23 protein-coding genes are annotated in these 13840 nt (G+C 66.1%); 8 read left to right on the top strand and 15 right to left on the bottom strand.

Annotated features, from left to right (window positions below):
• Nucleotides 1–2 precede the first annotated feature (2 nt).
• Both ACWPMZ_RS13275 and argB read right to left on the bottom strand, forming a co-directional pair.
• Nucleotides 3–284 carry a YggT family protein gene (locus ACWPMZ_RS13275; protein WP_455704538.1) on the bottom strand — a complete coding sequence of 94 codons (282 nt, stop codon included), beginning with the start codon at nt 282–284 and terminating at the stop codon, nt 3–5.
• Between the two features lie 95 nt (nt 285–379).
• On the bottom strand, nt 380–1255 hold the full coding sequence (gene argB / locus ACWPMZ_RS13270; RefSeq protein ID WP_455705155.1) for an acetylglutamate kinase: 876 nt from the start codon (nt 1253–1255) through the stop codon (nt 380–382).
• 446 nt (nt 1256–1701) lie between these two features.
• On the opposite strand from argB, the gene ACWPMZ_RS13265 reads away from it, so the two are divergent.
• Entirely contained in the window at nt 1702–1854 is a 153-nt protein-coding gene (locus ACWPMZ_RS13265; protein ID WP_455704537.1) for a hypothetical protein, read from the top strand.
• 120 nt (nt 1855–1974) lie between these two features.
• Here ACWPMZ_RS13265 and ACWPMZ_RS13260 read toward each other — a convergent pair whose 3' ends face one another.
• On the bottom strand, nt 1975–2235 hold the full coding sequence (locus tag ACWPMZ_RS13260) for a hypothetical protein (protein WP_455704536.1): 261 nt from the start codon (nt 2233–2235) through the stop codon (nt 1975–1977).
• 26 nt (nt 2236–2261) lie between these two features.
• Nucleotides 2262–2417, bottom strand: a complete 156-nt coding sequence (locus ACWPMZ_RS13255) for a hypothetical protein (protein ID WP_455704535.1) — start codon at nt 2415–2417, stop codon at nt 2262–2264.
• A gap of 292 nt (nt 2418–2709) precedes the next feature.
• Between ACWPMZ_RS13255 and ACWPMZ_RS13250 the strand changes: the two genes are divergently transcribed.
• Nucleotides 2710–3075 carry a thermonuclease family protein gene (locus tag ACWPMZ_RS13250; RefSeq protein ID WP_455704534.1) on the top strand — a complete coding sequence of 122 codons (366 nt, stop codon included), beginning with the start codon at nt 2710–2712 and terminating at the stop codon, nt 3073–3075.
• 80 nt (nt 3076–3155) lie between these two features.
• Here the strand turns inward: ACWPMZ_RS13250 and ACWPMZ_RS13245 are convergent, their stop codons facing one another.
• A complete protein-coding gene (locus ACWPMZ_RS13245; protein WP_455704533.1) occupies nt 3156–3647 on the bottom strand; it encodes a PA2169 family four-helix-bundle protein in 492 nt (163 codons plus the stop codon).
• A gap of 133 nt (nt 3648–3780) precedes the next feature.
• Here ACWPMZ_RS13245 and ACWPMZ_RS13240 point away from each other — a divergent pair, with 133 nt between their 5' ends.
• Complete coding sequence (locus ACWPMZ_RS13240) at nt 3781–4128, top strand: DMT family protein (RefSeq protein WP_455705154.1); 348 nt, start codon at nt 3781–3783, stop codon at nt 4126–4128.
• Between the two features lie 117 nt (nt 4129–4245).
• Here the strand turns inward: ACWPMZ_RS13240 and ACWPMZ_RS13235 are convergent, their stop codons facing one another.
• From ACWPMZ_RS13235 to ACWPMZ_RS13225, 3 genes are all read right to left on the bottom strand, one after another.
• Nucleotides 4246–4536, bottom strand: coding sequence for a hypothetical protein (locus tag ACWPMZ_RS13235; protein ID WP_455704532.1), 291 nt, complete (start codon nt 4534–4536; stop codon nt 4246–4248).
• A 132-nt stretch (nt 4537–4668) separates the two neighbouring features.
• The gene (locus ACWPMZ_RS13230) at nt 4669–4962 is read right to left on the bottom strand and encodes a TFIIB-type zinc ribbon-containing protein (protein ID WP_455704531.1); all 294 of its coding nucleotides are present in this window, start codon (nt 4960–4962) and stop codon (nt 4669–4671) included.
• A 130-nt stretch (nt 4963–5092) separates the two neighbouring features.
• Nucleotides 5093–5554: a hypothetical protein gene (locus ACWPMZ_RS13225; RefSeq protein WP_455704530.1), complete on the bottom strand. Its 462-nt coding sequence runs from the start codon at nt 5552–5554 to the stop codon at nt 5093–5095.
• A 117-nt stretch (nt 5555–5671) separates the two neighbouring features.
• On the opposite strand from ACWPMZ_RS13225, the gene ACWPMZ_RS13220 reads away from it, so the two are divergent.
• The gene (locus tag ACWPMZ_RS13220) at nt 5672–6061 is read left to right on the top strand and encodes a hypothetical protein (RefSeq protein WP_455704529.1); all 390 of its coding nucleotides are present in this window, start codon (nt 5672–5674) and stop codon (nt 6059–6061) included.
• Between the two features lie 267 nt (nt 6062–6328).
• Here ACWPMZ_RS13220 and ACWPMZ_RS13215 read toward each other — a convergent pair whose 3' ends face one another.
• From ACWPMZ_RS13215 to ACWPMZ_RS13205, 3 genes are all read right to left on the bottom strand, one after another.
• Nucleotides 6329–6634 carry an excalibur calcium-binding domain-containing protein gene (locus ACWPMZ_RS13215; RefSeq protein ID WP_455705153.1) on the bottom strand — a complete coding sequence of 102 codons (306 nt, stop codon included), beginning with the start codon at nt 6632–6634 and terminating at the stop codon, nt 6329–6331.
• Nucleotides 6635–6754: 120 nt separating this feature from the next.
• Nucleotides 6755–7153 carry a DUF1294 domain-containing protein gene (locus ACWPMZ_RS13210; RefSeq protein ID WP_455704528.1) on the bottom strand — a complete coding sequence of 133 codons (399 nt, stop codon included), beginning with the start codon at nt 7151–7153 and terminating at the stop codon, nt 6755–6757.
• 28 nt (nt 7154–7181) lie between these two features.
• Nucleotides 7182–8246: a ribonucleotide-diphosphate reductase subunit beta gene (locus tag ACWPMZ_RS13205; RefSeq protein ID WP_455705152.1), complete on the bottom strand. Its 1065-nt coding sequence runs from the start codon at nt 8244–8246 to the stop codon at nt 7182–7184.
• Nucleotides 8247–8495: 249 nt separating this feature from the next.
• On the opposite strand from ACWPMZ_RS13205, the gene ACWPMZ_RS13200 reads away from it, so the two are divergent.
• Both ACWPMZ_RS13200 and ACWPMZ_RS13195 read left to right on the top strand, forming a co-directional pair.
• Nucleotides 8496–8714, top strand: a complete 219-nt coding sequence (locus ACWPMZ_RS13200) for a hypothetical protein (RefSeq protein ID WP_455704527.1) — start codon at nt 8496–8498, stop codon at nt 8712–8714.
• Between the two features lie 21 nt (nt 8715–8735).
• Nucleotides 8736–9008 (top strand): hypothetical protein, encoded by a 273-nt coding sequence (locus tag ACWPMZ_RS13195; RefSeq protein WP_455704526.1) that lies wholly within the window; start codon nt 8736–8738, stop codon nt 9006–9008.
• A gap of 34 nt (nt 9009–9042) precedes the next feature.
• Here the strand turns inward: ACWPMZ_RS13195 and ACWPMZ_RS13190 are convergent, their stop codons facing one another.
• Nucleotides 9043–9354 carry a hypothetical protein gene (locus tag ACWPMZ_RS13190; RefSeq protein WP_455704525.1) on the bottom strand — a complete coding sequence of 104 codons (312 nt, stop codon included), beginning with the start codon at nt 9352–9354 and terminating at the stop codon, nt 9043–9045.
• A gap of 117 nt (nt 9355–9471) precedes the next feature.
• Nucleotides 9472–9990: a hypothetical protein gene (locus ACWPMZ_RS13185; protein WP_455704524.1), complete on the bottom strand. Its 519-nt coding sequence runs from the start codon at nt 9988–9990 to the stop codon at nt 9472–9474.
• A gap of 150 nt (nt 9991–10140) precedes the next feature.
• Here ACWPMZ_RS13185 and ACWPMZ_RS13180 point away from each other — a divergent pair, with 150 nt between their 5' ends.
• Together ACWPMZ_RS13180 and ACWPMZ_RS13175 are read left to right on the top strand one after the other, a co-directional pair.
• The gene (locus ACWPMZ_RS13180; protein WP_455704523.1) at nt 10141–10407 is read left to right on the top strand and encodes a DUF2171 domain-containing protein; all 267 of its coding nucleotides are present in this window, start codon (nt 10141–10143) and stop codon (nt 10405–10407) included.
• 106 nt (nt 10408–10513) lie between these two features.
• Nucleotides 10514–11068 carry a DUF4334 domain-containing protein gene (locus ACWPMZ_RS13175; RefSeq protein WP_455704522.1) on the top strand — a complete coding sequence of 185 codons (555 nt, stop codon included), beginning with the start codon at nt 10514–10516 and terminating at the stop codon, nt 11066–11068.
• A gap of 6 nt (nt 11069–11074) precedes the next feature.
• Here ACWPMZ_RS13175 and ACWPMZ_RS13170 read toward each other — a convergent pair whose 3' ends face one another.
• Nucleotides 11075–11371 (bottom strand): hypothetical protein, encoded by a 297-nt coding sequence (locus tag ACWPMZ_RS13170; protein WP_455704521.1) that lies wholly within the window; start codon nt 11369–11371, stop codon nt 11075–11077.
• A gap of 125 nt (nt 11372–11496) precedes the next feature.
• Nucleotides 11497–13515: a ribonucleoside-diphosphate reductase subunit alpha gene (locus ACWPMZ_RS13165; RefSeq protein WP_455704520.1), complete on the bottom strand. Its 2019-nt coding sequence runs from the start codon at nt 13513–13515 to the stop codon at nt 11497–11499.
• Nucleotides 13516–13840: the final 325 nt, after the last annotated feature.

Below are 13840 nucleotides of genomic sequence, written 5' to 3'. Positions count from 1 at the left end.
GATCAGCCGGCCGCCACGCCGATCAGGATCCGCATGATGATCTGCAGCACCACCACGAGGACGAGCGGCGAGAAATCGATCGCACCCGTTTCGGGCATGATGCGCCGGATGGGCGCCAGGACCGGTTCGAGCAGCGAGTTGATCGAGCGGTAGACCTGCACCAGGAACTGGTTCGAGGAATTAACCACATTGAAGGCGAACAGCAGCCCGATGACGAACTGGATGATCACCAGCATCACCACGACCTGGATCAGGATTCCGACGATATCGATTACCACGTACATCGATGGCCTTTCGCAAAGCGTGCAAGGTGTCCTGTTAGACTAGGACAGTGCCGGCGTTCAAGCGCCCGACCTCTTTTGGCCGGGCCGGGGGCAATTCACCCCTTACTGATCAACGTGCCCGCGCCCCGGCTGGTGAAGAATTCGAGCAGCATCGCGTGCCCGACCCGGCCGTCGAGGATGACGGCCGCCTGGCACCCGGCCTCGACCGCATGGACGCAGGTCTCCAGCTTGGGGATCATGCCGCCGCTGATCGTCCCGTCGGCCCGCAGCCGCTCGACGTCGGCCGGGGTGAGATCGGACAAAAGGTTGCCCTGCTTGTCGAGCACGCCGGTCACGTCGGTCAGCAGGAACAGCCGCGCCGCGCCCAGGGCCGCTGCAAGGGCGCCGGCCATGGTATCGGCGTTGATGTTGTAGGTGTGCCCGTCGGCCCCAGCGGCGATCGGCGCGACGACCGGAATCATCCCCGCCTCGCTGGCCGTGCGCAGGATCGTCGTGTCGATGGTCTCGGGCTCGCCGACGAAGCCCAGGTCGACGATCTTCTCGATCTGGCTGTCGGGATCCTTGTTGGTGCGCGTGACCTTGCGCGCGGTGACCAGACCGCCGTCCTTGCCCGAGATGCCGAGCGCCTTGCCGCCCTGCTTGGCGAGCCAGCCGACGATCTCCTTGTTGATCGCCCCGGACAAAACCATCTCCGCGATCTCGGCGGTCTGCTTGTCGGTCACCCGCAGCCCGTCGACGAAGGTGCTTTCCACGCCCAGCTTCTTGAGCATCGCGCCGATCTGCGGGCCGCCGCCGTGGACCACCACCGGATTGATGCCGACCGCCTTGAGCAGAACGATGTCCTCGGCGAAATCCTGCGCCGCTTCGGGATCGCCCATCGCATGGCCGCCGTACTTCACCACGAAGGTGCAGCCCGCGTAGCGCTGGAAATAGGGCAGCGCCTCGATCAGCGTCTCGGCCTTGGCGAGCATCTGCCTGTCCTTCGTCACGGTCGGAATCTCCGGGGGTTTCGAGGGGTGCGTCTAGCGATTGGCTTCGCCCGTGCCTAGGCCCGGGGAGGCCGCGCAAACTGAACCTCGCTTAAACCCCGGATGAACCGCCTCCTCCCGGCGCTGATACCGCGCGTTTCATCGCAAGGCTGGGAGCCTCAAGCCGTTTCAGGGGTCTCATTGCCCGAGAGCATGAAAAGCCCTCCCGTGCCGGCCCGACCTCCCACCCCTCCCCAAGGTCGGCACGAGGGTCGCAAGGGGCGGCGGTCTTTACCGCCGCCCCTTAATTTTGCGTCATGCCTCAGGGCAACCGGCACATCAGCCTTAACAACATCGCAACGGGTTTGTTGCTAACGATACCGGCGAACTGCCCGAAGGCGGGCGCACCGGTCGGGTGCGCACCGGGTGGCAGGACAAGGAATGCTGCAATGGACAGCACACCCGCCTCGACCGAGGACGAACGCGTGGGCCGCCGCGCCGGCAGCGACCGCCGGGTCAGCGAAGAACCGATCGTCCATTCGGAGCGCCGCAAGAAGCAGCGCCGTTCGGGCAGCGACCGCCGCACCGCCGACCGCCTCTAGGCGTCGCTCAGTCACCACCGGATTTTCCGCTCGCACGATGGCGGGCGGGTTTAACTCGCGTTCGGGCAGGTCAGGCGGCGAGGTTGAAATCTTGCCGTGTGATTTGCGAGCCCTTCGTCCTCACTCGCTGGGCGGCGTCGTCTGGCCGGTTTCCGTGTCGCTCGTGGTGGTGCCGGTATCGGATGCCGCCGGGACGTTGGTCATGGGTGTTTCGGGCACATCGACTGCTACACCGGGCTCATCGGCATCGCGGACGATCAGGTCGCCGCCGCTCTCGTCTACGGCGTCGGCTTCATACGTCGGCTCCTCCTCGGCGGAATCGGAACAGGCGGCGAGCGCGAGACCGAGCGCGGCAGCCAGCGGAACGAGGCGTCTGGTCATGATATTCTCCTTTGACAAAACAGGTGTCAGCCGGCGGTGCTTTCCCGCCCGGCTTCGAGCGTGCGGCGGAGCACGGCGGCGCGCTCGCGCTCCTCAGTCAGATCGTGTTCGGGATGCGCGGCAATCCTGGCGAGCAGCCCTTCCAGCTCGCGTTCGCGGTCGGCGCGGGTGATGGTATCCATGGGTCCTTCCTTCCTGCTGTTACGGGAAACCGACGCAGCAGAAGCGGTGGAGTTCCCGCCGCCGCGCTCGCGGTACCGCAGGTAGGCCCTGCGCAATCGCCCTTAAGGGCTGAACCCGAGTAAGCCTGAGGCGGCCGTGCCGCATCGTGCCGCGATGTCGCGCGCACCGATTTCCCTCCGGCCCTGGTCTCCCCCGGCGCTGTTCGCGCTGTTGGTGGCGGCGGCAGGGCACCTGGCCATCGCGCCCGCTGCAGCGGAACCCGCTAACGTTGCGCATGGTGCTTCGAACAGAGTGGACCAACGATTTAAGCCGTGCGGCGCGGGGCGGCGGATCACCTGCGTGGTCGACGGAGATACCATCTGGCTGCGCGGCGAGAAGATCCGCCTGGCCGACATCAATGCGCCGGAGGTATCGAAGCCGGGCTGCGCGCGCGAGGCGGCACTGGGCCGGCGCGCGGCGCTTCGTCTGACCGCCCTGCTCAACCAGGAGGACTTCGCCTTGGCCCCCATCACCGACGGGACCGGCCGCGAGCGGGACTTCTACGGGCGAGCGCTGCGCGTGGTCATGCGCGACGGCGAAAGCCTGGGGTCCGCGCTGGTCAGCGAAGGACTGGCGGAGGGTTGGCGCGGCAGGCGCAGCTCCTGGTGCGGTAGCTGACACGAAAAGGGGCGACGCGCCGAGTGCGCGCCGCCCCAACCACCGGCCCGGGTTCAATTGGGCCGGTCGATTTCGTTCGCTCAGTCGATCGCGTGCTTGAGCTGGCTCATCTGGTCGTGGCCGGCCTTGACCGAAGTCCAGGCTTCCTCGACTGCGGCGCGGGCATCGGCCGGAAGGTCGACATGGCGCAGGGCCGCCTCGAACTTCTCCTTCAGATAGTCCTCGCCGCTCTCGACCGAGTTGACGATCGCTTCATCGTCACGCCCGACGACGGCTTCCTTCAGGTTGATCCAGCCACGGTGGATAGCGCCGGCGGTGGTGCCGTCGTCTTCCGGGTTGCCGCCCATGCGGGCGACCGCTGCCTGCAACTTGGTGACCGCGGCCTGGCGCTCCTGCGCGCGGGCGTTGAACAGCTCGGCGAAGCGGGTGTTGTCGGTGTCGGCGGCAGCCTTCTGGTAGCCGTTTACCGAATCGATCAGCGTGCCGATCAGCGTGTTGAGGGTGGTGGTGTCGCCGGTATCGGTATCGTTGGAGACGCCGTCACGGGTGTAGGTGTCGTTTTCGTAAGCCATTTGAATTGTGGTCCTTTCCCTTGGGGAACGAGGCCTAAGCGAATGGCGGCCGCGCTTGTTCCGGCAGCTTGGCGCGGGCCCGGGGCAGGATGGCGCTGGCGGGCGTGCCGGCGCGGTTCTATCACTCGGCGCCATGCCCACGCTCGCCCTGCTCGTGCTATCGAACATCTTCATGACCGCCGCCTGGTACTGGCACCTGAAGGGAGGCCCGGAGGTCGCCAACGCCCGTCCGCTGGGCTGGGTCATCCTGATCTCGTGGCTGCTCGCCGGGGTCGAGTATTCGCTCGCGGTTCCGGCCAACCGCATCGGCTACGGCGCGGGCTGGACGCCGGGCCAGCTCAAGATCGCGCAGGAAGCGATCGCGCTGACGGTGTTCGGCGCGTTCATGGTGCTGTTCCTGGGCGAGGCGCTGACCTGGCGGCACTTCGCCGCCTTCGGCTGCATCATGGCCGCGGTGGGCTTCCTGTTCATCGGCAAATGAGGTGGCGACCGTTCGCAACCCTTGCCGGAGGGAGAAGGGCGGCCCACCCGCCTGGATGAACCGCCCTTCAGGCCGGAGAGGGTCACGGCCTTGGGATAGGTGTCTTCAATTCAGCGGTCAGCGGCGGTTGCCCTGATCGGACTGGTCCGAGCGATCGCTTTGGCCGTTGTCCTGGCCCGAGCCGTCCTCGCCTTGTTCGAACTGGCGCTCGCCTTCGGCCTTGCCGCCATCCTGCTGGCCCGAGCGGCCGCTGTCGCCCGGCTGGCCGGTCTGGCCGCCCTGCTGGTTCTGCTGGCCCGGGTTCTGCCGCTCCTGCCGGTTGTCGTCGCCCTGCTGCTGGCCCTGGCCGCCGCCCTGCTGCTGGGCCTGGCCGGGCTGCGCGTTGCTGCTGTCGTTCCGGTTGTTCATGATCGGATCCTTTCCGCCGCCCGCAGTTTCGGGTCGGTCGAAAGGTTAATGCATGCCCGGGCTCATCGGTTTCCACCGCTGCGACGGAGCGGGCGGATCATCGGACAAGACCGCTCGCGCCGCAACAACCGTCTAGTCGAACAGGTCTTCGAGGAAGCTCTTGCGCTTCTTGTAGGGCTTGGAGTGGCTGCCGTGGCCATAGCCGCCGTGCTGCGCCCCGCCGTGCTGGGCATAGCTGGGCGCGGCGCGCTGCGCGGGGGCTTCGGGCGCGCTGCGCTCGATGATCTTGTCGAGCTCGCCCCGATCGAGCCACACGCCGCGGCACTGCGGGCAGTAATCGATCTCCACCCCCTGCCGGTCGCTCATGGCCAGCGGGACGCGGCAGACGGGACACTGCATGGCGGCAACTTCGGCTTCGGTACGCATGGGGTTCTCTCTCCGGTTGTCGATGGGGGCGAGATGGGGTGCGGATCGGCGCGATCAAGCGCGGGGGCGGCCGACGGCCGTTGTGTGACCTTGCGTGGACCGCCCTTCCGCAACGGGAAAGGTGTGACTTTCACGCGCCAAAGCCGTCGATCCCGCTCGCCCGGTCGATCCGCGCAAGGAACTGCAGCAGGGCATCATCGTCGTCTTTCCGGATACTTGCGACGAACCGCCCGCGGTCCATCACCACGCGGATCAGGCCCGCGCGGTGGCGGTACCCGGCGGAGAGTCCTGTGGACTTCGCACTGCGCAGGTCCACCCGCTCGAACGGCCTGCCCAGCGCCGCATCCCACGCCGCCGCGAACCCCGCCGCGCCGGGCCGCTTGCGCAGCCGATAGGCACTCTCGCGCCCCATCCCGACGCGCCGGCACGCCTCGATCACGCTCAGCGTCTGCGCCAGGTGCCCGATGAACTGCCCCTGCCGCTCGGGCGTCCAGCCGTCGAGCCGCGGGCCGACGGGGACGGGATGGAACATGGGGATGCGGCGGCGGGTGAGCGGCGCGGTGCGGGGAAGGGGGACGGGCCAGTGCTTCATCCCGCAGGATGGAGCAGATCGGCGGCGTGTAGGAAAATGGTTTGTGCCTCGCCTCTCGCACTGCGCGAACACGCTCCCCGGCATGCGCGCACGATGCTAGGCCCCGGAGCCATGACAATGCCGCGCATTGCCTCCGCCGCCGCGCTCTATTTCGCCGCGATCTTCGCGCTCGGCTTCGTGCTCGGCAGCGCACGAGTGCTGTGGCTCGCCCCGCGCTTGGGGCAGGTGTCTGCGGTCCTGCTCGAGCTCCCGCTCATGCTCGCCGTCAGCTGGCTCGCCGCGCGCCGCCTGACCCGCCGCTACCACGTGGCCGATGCGCGCGACGCGCTGGCGATGGGCGGCCTCGCCTTCGCCCTCCTCCTTGCCACCGAACTGGCGTTCGCCCTGGCACTGGGCAGTAGCGCGGGCGAATGGCTGACGGGGCTGGGCGAGACGCCGGGACTAATCGGGCTGGTGGGGCAAGCGGGGTTTGGGCTGATGCCGGTTGCAGTGCGGGGGCGGGGGTGAGGCTTCAGGTCGGAGCGCGCGCTCTGGCGCTTTCTCGCGCGCGGCCAGCCCGGCGCGAAGTTCAGCCGCCAGATGCCGGTCGGCCCGTTCTTCGCCGACTTCCTGCCGCGAGCACACTCATCCCGCCCGCGGAAGGAGGACAACCTTCTCCCCTTCCGCTTGCGGGAGGGGCCGGGGGCTGGCTTTTCCCGCCTCGCTTGCGGAAGAAAGCAGGTGGCGCCGCCCTCGCATTGCCTTCCGGCAGTAGGAAAGATGGCCCGAAGGGCGCTAGGGGATCGGCTCGCAGGCGATGCCGTCGAGGTCACCGTCCATCGTCGTCCTGTAACCGGGTTGACCGGCGTAAAGCGGATCCAGGCCGAGGGCGCGGACCTCGTTGCAGCCCGGGTAAGTCACGCTCGCCTCGACCTCGTTCGGCTCCCGCGATGCCTGATCGAACGCGGCAAACTCGGGTGGAGAACTTTCGTAGGCGCTGAGTGGCGCCGTGGTCTGATCCACCACCGCAGCCTCTGCCGCCTCCGCACCGATTTGCTCGCTGTCCGGAATAACCCACCACGCAACGCCGAACGCCAGCATGGCGAACACCGCGATGTTGCCAAGGGACAGGGTGTCATCCGGGGAGTCGGGGTGGTGTGGCACCCCGCGATGTTGCCGCGAAGATGGTGACCAAACCGTAAAGCTGCTTTTTGCCGGATCTCAGCGCAAAAACAGCCAGAGACCGAGACCGCCCACCGCCACGGTTTCGATGACGGCAATGGAGTGCAGAAGGGTGGAAAACGGCTGCTTGCGGGTCTTGTGCCGGAACAGATGCCGCCCGGCATAGGCACCCGGCCAACCGCCCATGAAGGCAAAACTCAGGAGCCTGTCTTCCGAAATCCGCCGCCCGCGAGCCCCGGCCTGCACCTTGTCGATACCGAAGGCGACGAAGGCCACCAGATTGATCGTCAGGGCGTAACACGCCACCATCTGGAAAAATTGCAGCCTCGAATCCATTCTGCGGATTTGAAGCAGATCGGTTTCGGAATGCTTGAGAAAACGCAACTCGCGGGCAATTGCAGCATCCATCAACGCCAGCGCGGCTTGGCGAAGATGCAACTAAAAGCTCTCGTCGCTTAGCTCGGGCCTACTCCGCAGCCTGCACCCCTGCCCCATCATCCCCAAACAACCCCGGCCCCTCGACCTCGGCAACCTCGTTCGCGGCCGAGCCCTTGGCCTTCTGGCGCTGGTCGAAGCTGGCCCAGACGGTGTTCCAGTCGCCCCTGGTCGCCGCCTTGGAGTATTCGGTGGCGCGGGTTTCGAAGAAGTTGGCGTGCTCCACGCCGTTGAGCAGCGGGGCAAGCCAGGGGAGGGGGTGGTCCTCGACCATGTAGATGCTCGGCAGGCCGAGCTGGCCCAGCCGCCAGTCGGCGATGTAGCGGATGTAGCGCTTGATCTCCTTGGCGGTCATGCCCGGGACGGGGCCGGCCTCGAACGCCAGGTCGATGAAGGCGTCTTCCAGCCGCACCGTCTTCTGGCACATGTCCATGATGTCTTCCTTGACCGCCTTGGTCAGGCAGTCGCGTTCCTTGGTGAAGGCGTGGAACAGCTTGGTGATGCCTTCGCAGTGCAGGCTCTCGTCGCGCACGCTCCAGCTGACGATCTGGCCCATGCCCTTCATCTTGTTGAAGCGCGGAAAGTTCATCAGCATGGCGAAGCTGGCGAATAGCTGCAGCCCTTCGGTGAAGCCGCCGAACATGGCCAGCGTGCGGGCGATGTCCTCGTCGGAATCGACGCCGAACTGCTGCAGGTAATCGTGCTTGTCGCGCATCTCCTGGTATTCGAGGAACATGCCGTATTCGCTTTCGGGCATGCCGATCGTGTCGAGCAGGTGCGAGTAGGCGGCGATGTGCACCGTTTCCATGTTGGAGAAGGCGGCCAGCATCATCTTGATCTCGGTCGGCTTGAACACCCGGCCGTACTTCTCGTGGTAGCAGTCCTGCACCTCGATGTCGGCCTGGGTAAAGAAGCGGAAGATCTGCGTGAGCAGGTTCTTCTCATGCTCGGACAGCTTCTGCGCCCAGTCGCGGCAATCCTCGCCCAGCGGCACTTCTTCGGGCATCCAGTGGATCTGCTGCTGCCGCTTCCAGAACTCGTAAGCCCACGGATATTCGAACGGCTTGTAGGTCTTGCGGGCTTCGAGCAGCGGCATCTGGTATCTCCGGTTCACGCGTGCCCCCAGATATAGCGATCGGGGGCGAAAAAGGGAATCCGTCGGCGCGAATATTTCTGGCTTCGCGCGACTCAACCTGGCGAGGCTAGGGCCAAGGGAGCCGGGGGTGAACGGCGCCCGTGCCCGCGGCTGGGGAAAACACCTCGGCGCATTCGCAATCCGTTCGTCGCAAACTGCAGGAACCTGATTTCTCACGGAGAATTATGTCGCTGAGAGAGGTCCAGAAACATGTGGCATACCCATCCCCAGCAACAACAGCGCGGCATCCAGCTCGCGCCCACCCCCCGCAGTGATGCGCGCCGCCCAGGCCTGACCGGCGCAGCCGACAGCCGCACCCTGTGCGACATGACCGGCGCCCGCCAGGAAGGCTTTGCCCGCCCGCGTGTCGACCTGCCGGCCGTGGCGGCGGCGGGCGACAAATCCCCCGCCGGCGTGGCCGCCCGCTAGACTTTCCGAAGGAGCATTTCCGTGAGCATGGGCGAATACGAACCCGACGATTCCCGCGACGTCACCAACGTGGCGGGCGAGGCTCCCGGCGAGCCTCCGCGCACCGGCCCGCGCGAGGACGCGGCGCGTGCCGCCGCCCAGGGCGAACGCAGCGAGGCCAAGCAGAAGCGCGAGAGCAAGGAAGAGGCCGGCGAAGGCACCGCCCGCGACGCGACCGGCGAGAAGCAGGAAGGCTTCGCGGAGGTCGATCCAGAAGAGAAAGCCCGCCTGCAGCGCCAGGCCGGAGGTCCGTAGCCGCGCCCCTGATCCGGGGCGCGCTGTCGGCGGATTACTTGCTGCGCCGCTCCATCCACGCGCGATAACGGCGCGAGACGTCCAGCAGCAGCAGGATCGGCGTCGACCACAGCCAGGTCAGCAGCGCGGCTTCGACCCAGCCCCGGTTCTCCGGCAGGCGGATCGAACAGGACATCAACTTGATGACGGTGTCGGGCTGGCAGGTCGACGGCCAGAACGCATGCTTGAGCAGATACCAGCCGAGGATCAGCCAGCCGAGCTGCGCAGTATACAGCACCGCGTAGCGCGACATCCCGAGATCGCCCACCCCGTGGTACTTGTTCGCCTTGATGATCGGTGCACCCATGTGCGTGGGGTGTACGGGCGATTGGTTAAAAATTGCCGACCGGCCCACGCGACCGTTTGAGAACGCCTGCCAATTGTGCCGTGCGGCGCGGATCGGCCGCCGATTACGGCGCGCGAATTACCCCCGCGCGGCACACTTGCGCAGGTCGCCGTATGCGGCATTCGCGTCGGACAGGTCGAAGGTGCCGAGCTCGGCCCCGCCGTAGGTCACGGTGAGCCTTTGCGAGGTTGTCAGCGCCTTGGCCAGTTCGTCGGAGTTTTCGCTCCCCCAGTCGCCCACGAGCACCCGGCGGTCGCTGCCGACCCTGCGCAGCGCGGCCTGCTCGACGATCCATTCGTCATGCCCGGCGCCATCGAACTTGAGATGCAAGCTTTGCGGATTGCCGTCCTGCCCGGAGGCGTCGCCCCACCGCGGGCTGGCGCCGAAGAAGCTGAGCGCCGCGAGCGAAGGATCGTACACGAATGCGATGAGCGTCAGCGGCAGGCGGCCGTCGGGGTTGTTATGCAGCGAGGCCATCGAGCACGCACCGCTCGCGCTGCGCTTGACCTCCCAGAAGTCGTTCGCCCAGGCTGCCGACGGCAGCGACAGTCCCAGTGCGGCGGCACCAAGTGCGATGGAACGGGCAAGGCCTGACATGCGTTTCTCTCCCCGGCGAACCGGGTGATGGTAATCCCGAATCGTGGTATTTTGCAATTGGTGGCGCCCGAGGGCCGTTCCGTCGCAGCGGCCGGACCCCGCCACGCCATCGAAACTTGATCAACCGAACGGAAAAACAGGAGAATCCCCGTGACCGACACCAGCCAGATTCGCGAGCACATGGAAGTCATCGGCGCCGACGGCGTCCACGTGGGGACCGTCGATTCGGTCGAGGAACACCGCATCAAGCTGACCAAGAATGATTCGGGTGCGCAGATCGAAGGCGCCGAGGGCGCGCATTCGGGCCACCACCACTATATTCCGATCGGCCTCGTCGCCGATATCGAGGGCGACCAGGTCCGCCTCAGCGCGACCGGGGCCAATGCCTACGCGATGGAAGAGGAAGAGGGCGACTGATCTTCCTGACCCACAAGGTGGCCTAACGCTGCCGGAAACGCCCCTTGCCCTTGCGGCGGGGGCGTTTTTCTTTGCCCTCGGCCCGCGCGCGGCTATCTCGCACCCGATGAACGATCTGCTCGACCAGCGTGAAGCCGCCGCCCTCGTGGTCAGGGCCGCGCGCGAGGGAATGGCCGCGGCCGATGCGCTCGCTCTGTTCGACAGTCTGCCGACGGTGTCGTTCGAGGAAATGACCGGCCGCTGGAAAGGCGGCGGGATCGCCACCGGTCACCCGCTCGACGGACTGCTCGAAGCCTACGGCTGGTACGGCAAGGAGTTCATCGATCCCGACACCGTCCACCCGTTGCTGTTCCGCCTGGGCCACAGGATCGAGGCGATCGACCCGCGCTGGCTGCCGTTGGGGGTGGCCACCGGCATGCGCCCGCAGCGCTGGGACTGGACCAAGCAGGTCTTCATCGCCTCGGCCAACCTGATGACCACGCGCAAGCCCGCGGCGCGTCTCCGCCGGATCGAATACCGCGGAAAGACCAGCGCGGCGATGATCTACGACCGCCAGCCGATCATCGACCACTTCCGCAGCGCCGGGCCGGACCTTCTGCTCGGCCTGATGGACCTGCGCGGCTCGCCGCCCTTCACGTTCTTCCTGCGGCGCGAGGCCTGACGGGCGCTAGCGCCGGCGCTTCTTGGCGCTGAAGACCGAACCTCCGCCAAGGACGGTCACCCCCACGAAATAGCCGAAGTCGTACCACCCCCCGGTGTTCGGTACCGCGTAGACTGCGATCTTCGGGCTGAATAGCGAGCCGATAAACGCCCAGGGGAAGACGAACCCGTGCCACAGGCCCCACCAGAAGCCCGGTGTGTCCGCCCCATGCGCAACGGTCGCGGGGGTTTGGGCGGCACATGCGCAGAGCCCCAGCGCCAGTGCGCCAATGCAACCGAGGCGGATGATCTGGCGAGCGTTCACGTTCGGCCTCCATAGTGTGTCATTCACCTAACACAGTTGAGGCTGGCCAGACAAGAACCCAGCCCCATAAACGAAAAAGGGCAGCGCATCGGCTGCCCTTGTCCGTGAAGCTCGCGCCCGCAGGATCACTGGCAGGCGAGGCATTCCTCGTAGTCCGTCGGCTCGCCGGCGGTCAGGTTGTACTGCGCGGCGTCCTTCGTGTTGTCCGCCTCCACGCCCCCGGCGAACCCGGCGCGCTGGACCGACTTCGAGCGCAGGTAATAGAGCGACTTGATGCCCTTTTCCCAGGCCTGGAAGTGCAGCATCGCCAGGTCCCACTTGTCGACGTCGGCCGGGATGAACAGGTTGAGGCTCTGCGCCTGGTCGATGAAGGGCGTGCGGTCGGCGGCGAATTCGAGCAGCCAGCGCTGGTCGATCTCGAAGCTGGTCTTGTAGACGGCCTTTTCCTCCGGCGAGAGGAAATCGAGGTGCTGGACCGAACCGCCGCGTTCGAGGATCGAGTTCCACACCGCGACCGAATCCTTCGATTTCGACTGCAGCAGCTTCTCGAGATAGGGGTTCTTCACCACGAAGCTGCCCGACAGCGTCTTGTGGGTGTAGATGTTGGCCGGGATCGGTTCGATGCAGGCGCTGGTGCCGCCGCAGATGATGCTGATCGACGCGGTCGGCGCGATCGCCATCTTGCAGGAAAAGCGCTCCATCGCGCCCATTTCCTCGGCATCCGGACACGCCCCGCGTTCCTCGGCCATCATCATCGATGCCTCGTTGGCCTTGGCCGAGATGTGCTTGAACATCTTCAGGTTCCAGACCTTGGCCATCGGGCTTTCGAAGCCGATGCCCTTCATCTGCAGGAACGAGTGGAAGCCCATCACGCCCATGCCGACGCTGCGTTCGCGCATGGCCGAATACTTGGCGCGGGCCATCTCTTCGGGCGCGCGGTCGATATAGTCCTGCAGCACGTTGTCGAGGAAACGCATCACGTCCTCGATGAAGCGCTTGTCGGCGTTCCACTCGTCCCAGGTCTCGAGATTGAGGCTGGAGAGGCAGCAGACCGCGGTGCGATCGTTGCCCAGGTGGTCGACGCCGGTCGGCAGGGTGATTTCGGAGCACAGGTTCGAGGTCGAGACCTTGAGGCCGAGCTCGCGGTGGTGCGCCGGCATCATCCGGTTCACCGTGTCGGAGAAGACGATGTAGGGCTCGCCCGTGGCCAGCCGGGTCTCGACCAGCTTCTGGAACAGGCTGCGCGCGTCGACCTTGCTGCGCACCGACCCGTCCTTGGGGCTGAGCAGCTGCCACTTCTCGCCCGCCCGGACCGCTTCCATGAAGGCGTCGGAAATCAGCACGCCGTGGTGCAGGTTGAGCGCCTTGCGGTTGAAATCGCCCGACGGCTTGCGGATCTCGAGGAACTCCTCGATCTCGGGATGCGAGACGTCGAGGTAGCAGGCGGCCGAACCGCGCCGCAGCGAACCCTGGCTGATCGCCAGCGTCAGGCTGTCCATCACGCGGACGAAGGGAATGATCCCGCTGGTCTTGCCGTTGAGGCCGACCGGTTCGCCGATCCCGCGGACATGGCCCCAGTAGGTGCCGATGCCGCCGCCCCGGCTGGCCAGCCAGACGTTCTCGTTCCAGGTGCCGACGATCCCTTCGAGACTGTCGCTGACCGAGTTAAGATAGCAGGAAATCGGCAGCCCGCGGCCCGTGCCGCCATTCGACAGCACCGGGGTCGCCGGCATGAACCACAGCTTCGAGATGTAGTCGTACAGCCGCTGGGCATGCTCGGCATCGTCGGCATAGGCATCGGCCACACGCGCGAAGAGGTCCTGGTAATCCTCCCCGGGCAAAAGGTAGCGGTCGGTCAGCGTGTCCTTGCCGAATTCGGTCAGCAAGGCGTCGCGCGACGAATCGGTGACGACGTCGAACCGGCGCGGCCGGACCGACTTGGAATCGTCCTCCACCTTGACGGCCGCCTTCATGGCGCCGGCCATTGCCTGCGCCGCCGCCTCGACCACCAGCGAATCGCTGCCTGCGTCCTTCGTGTCCATCTTCACTGCCTTTTTCGAGGGTGCGGCCGGTTCCTTGACCGTGATGCCCATGTCCAGTTCGCCAAGGCTCATTGCCGCATCGTCCCCGTTCCGAAATTCCATTGTCCGCAATCCCCCGATACCAGTTCGAGCGACTCCCGCAGGAGCGCGATGTTCCGCCTATGTTCGAATCGCGGGGCGAGTGACCACCCTAGCAATCCGCAAGCTCCGGCGGGTAAAAACTTATCCCCCGACTGTCCCCGGACAACGCCCCGGAAGGGTTGCCCGCGGCCGGATTCCCCTTGGCGCGAGTCGTTTCCAAGTGCCCGGAGAATCTAGGTCTTGTAGGTGACCCCCATAAGCCAACTACTAGCCATAGTGATTCATGCAGGATTCGCGCGCAAGAGGGTTGATCGCGGATTAACCCTGTCTGTGGCTCGATGGGCGC

This window comes from Tsuneonella sp. HG222 (genome assembly GCF_053819185.1).
This window is presented reverse-complemented; position numbering and strand designations above follow the sequence as displayed.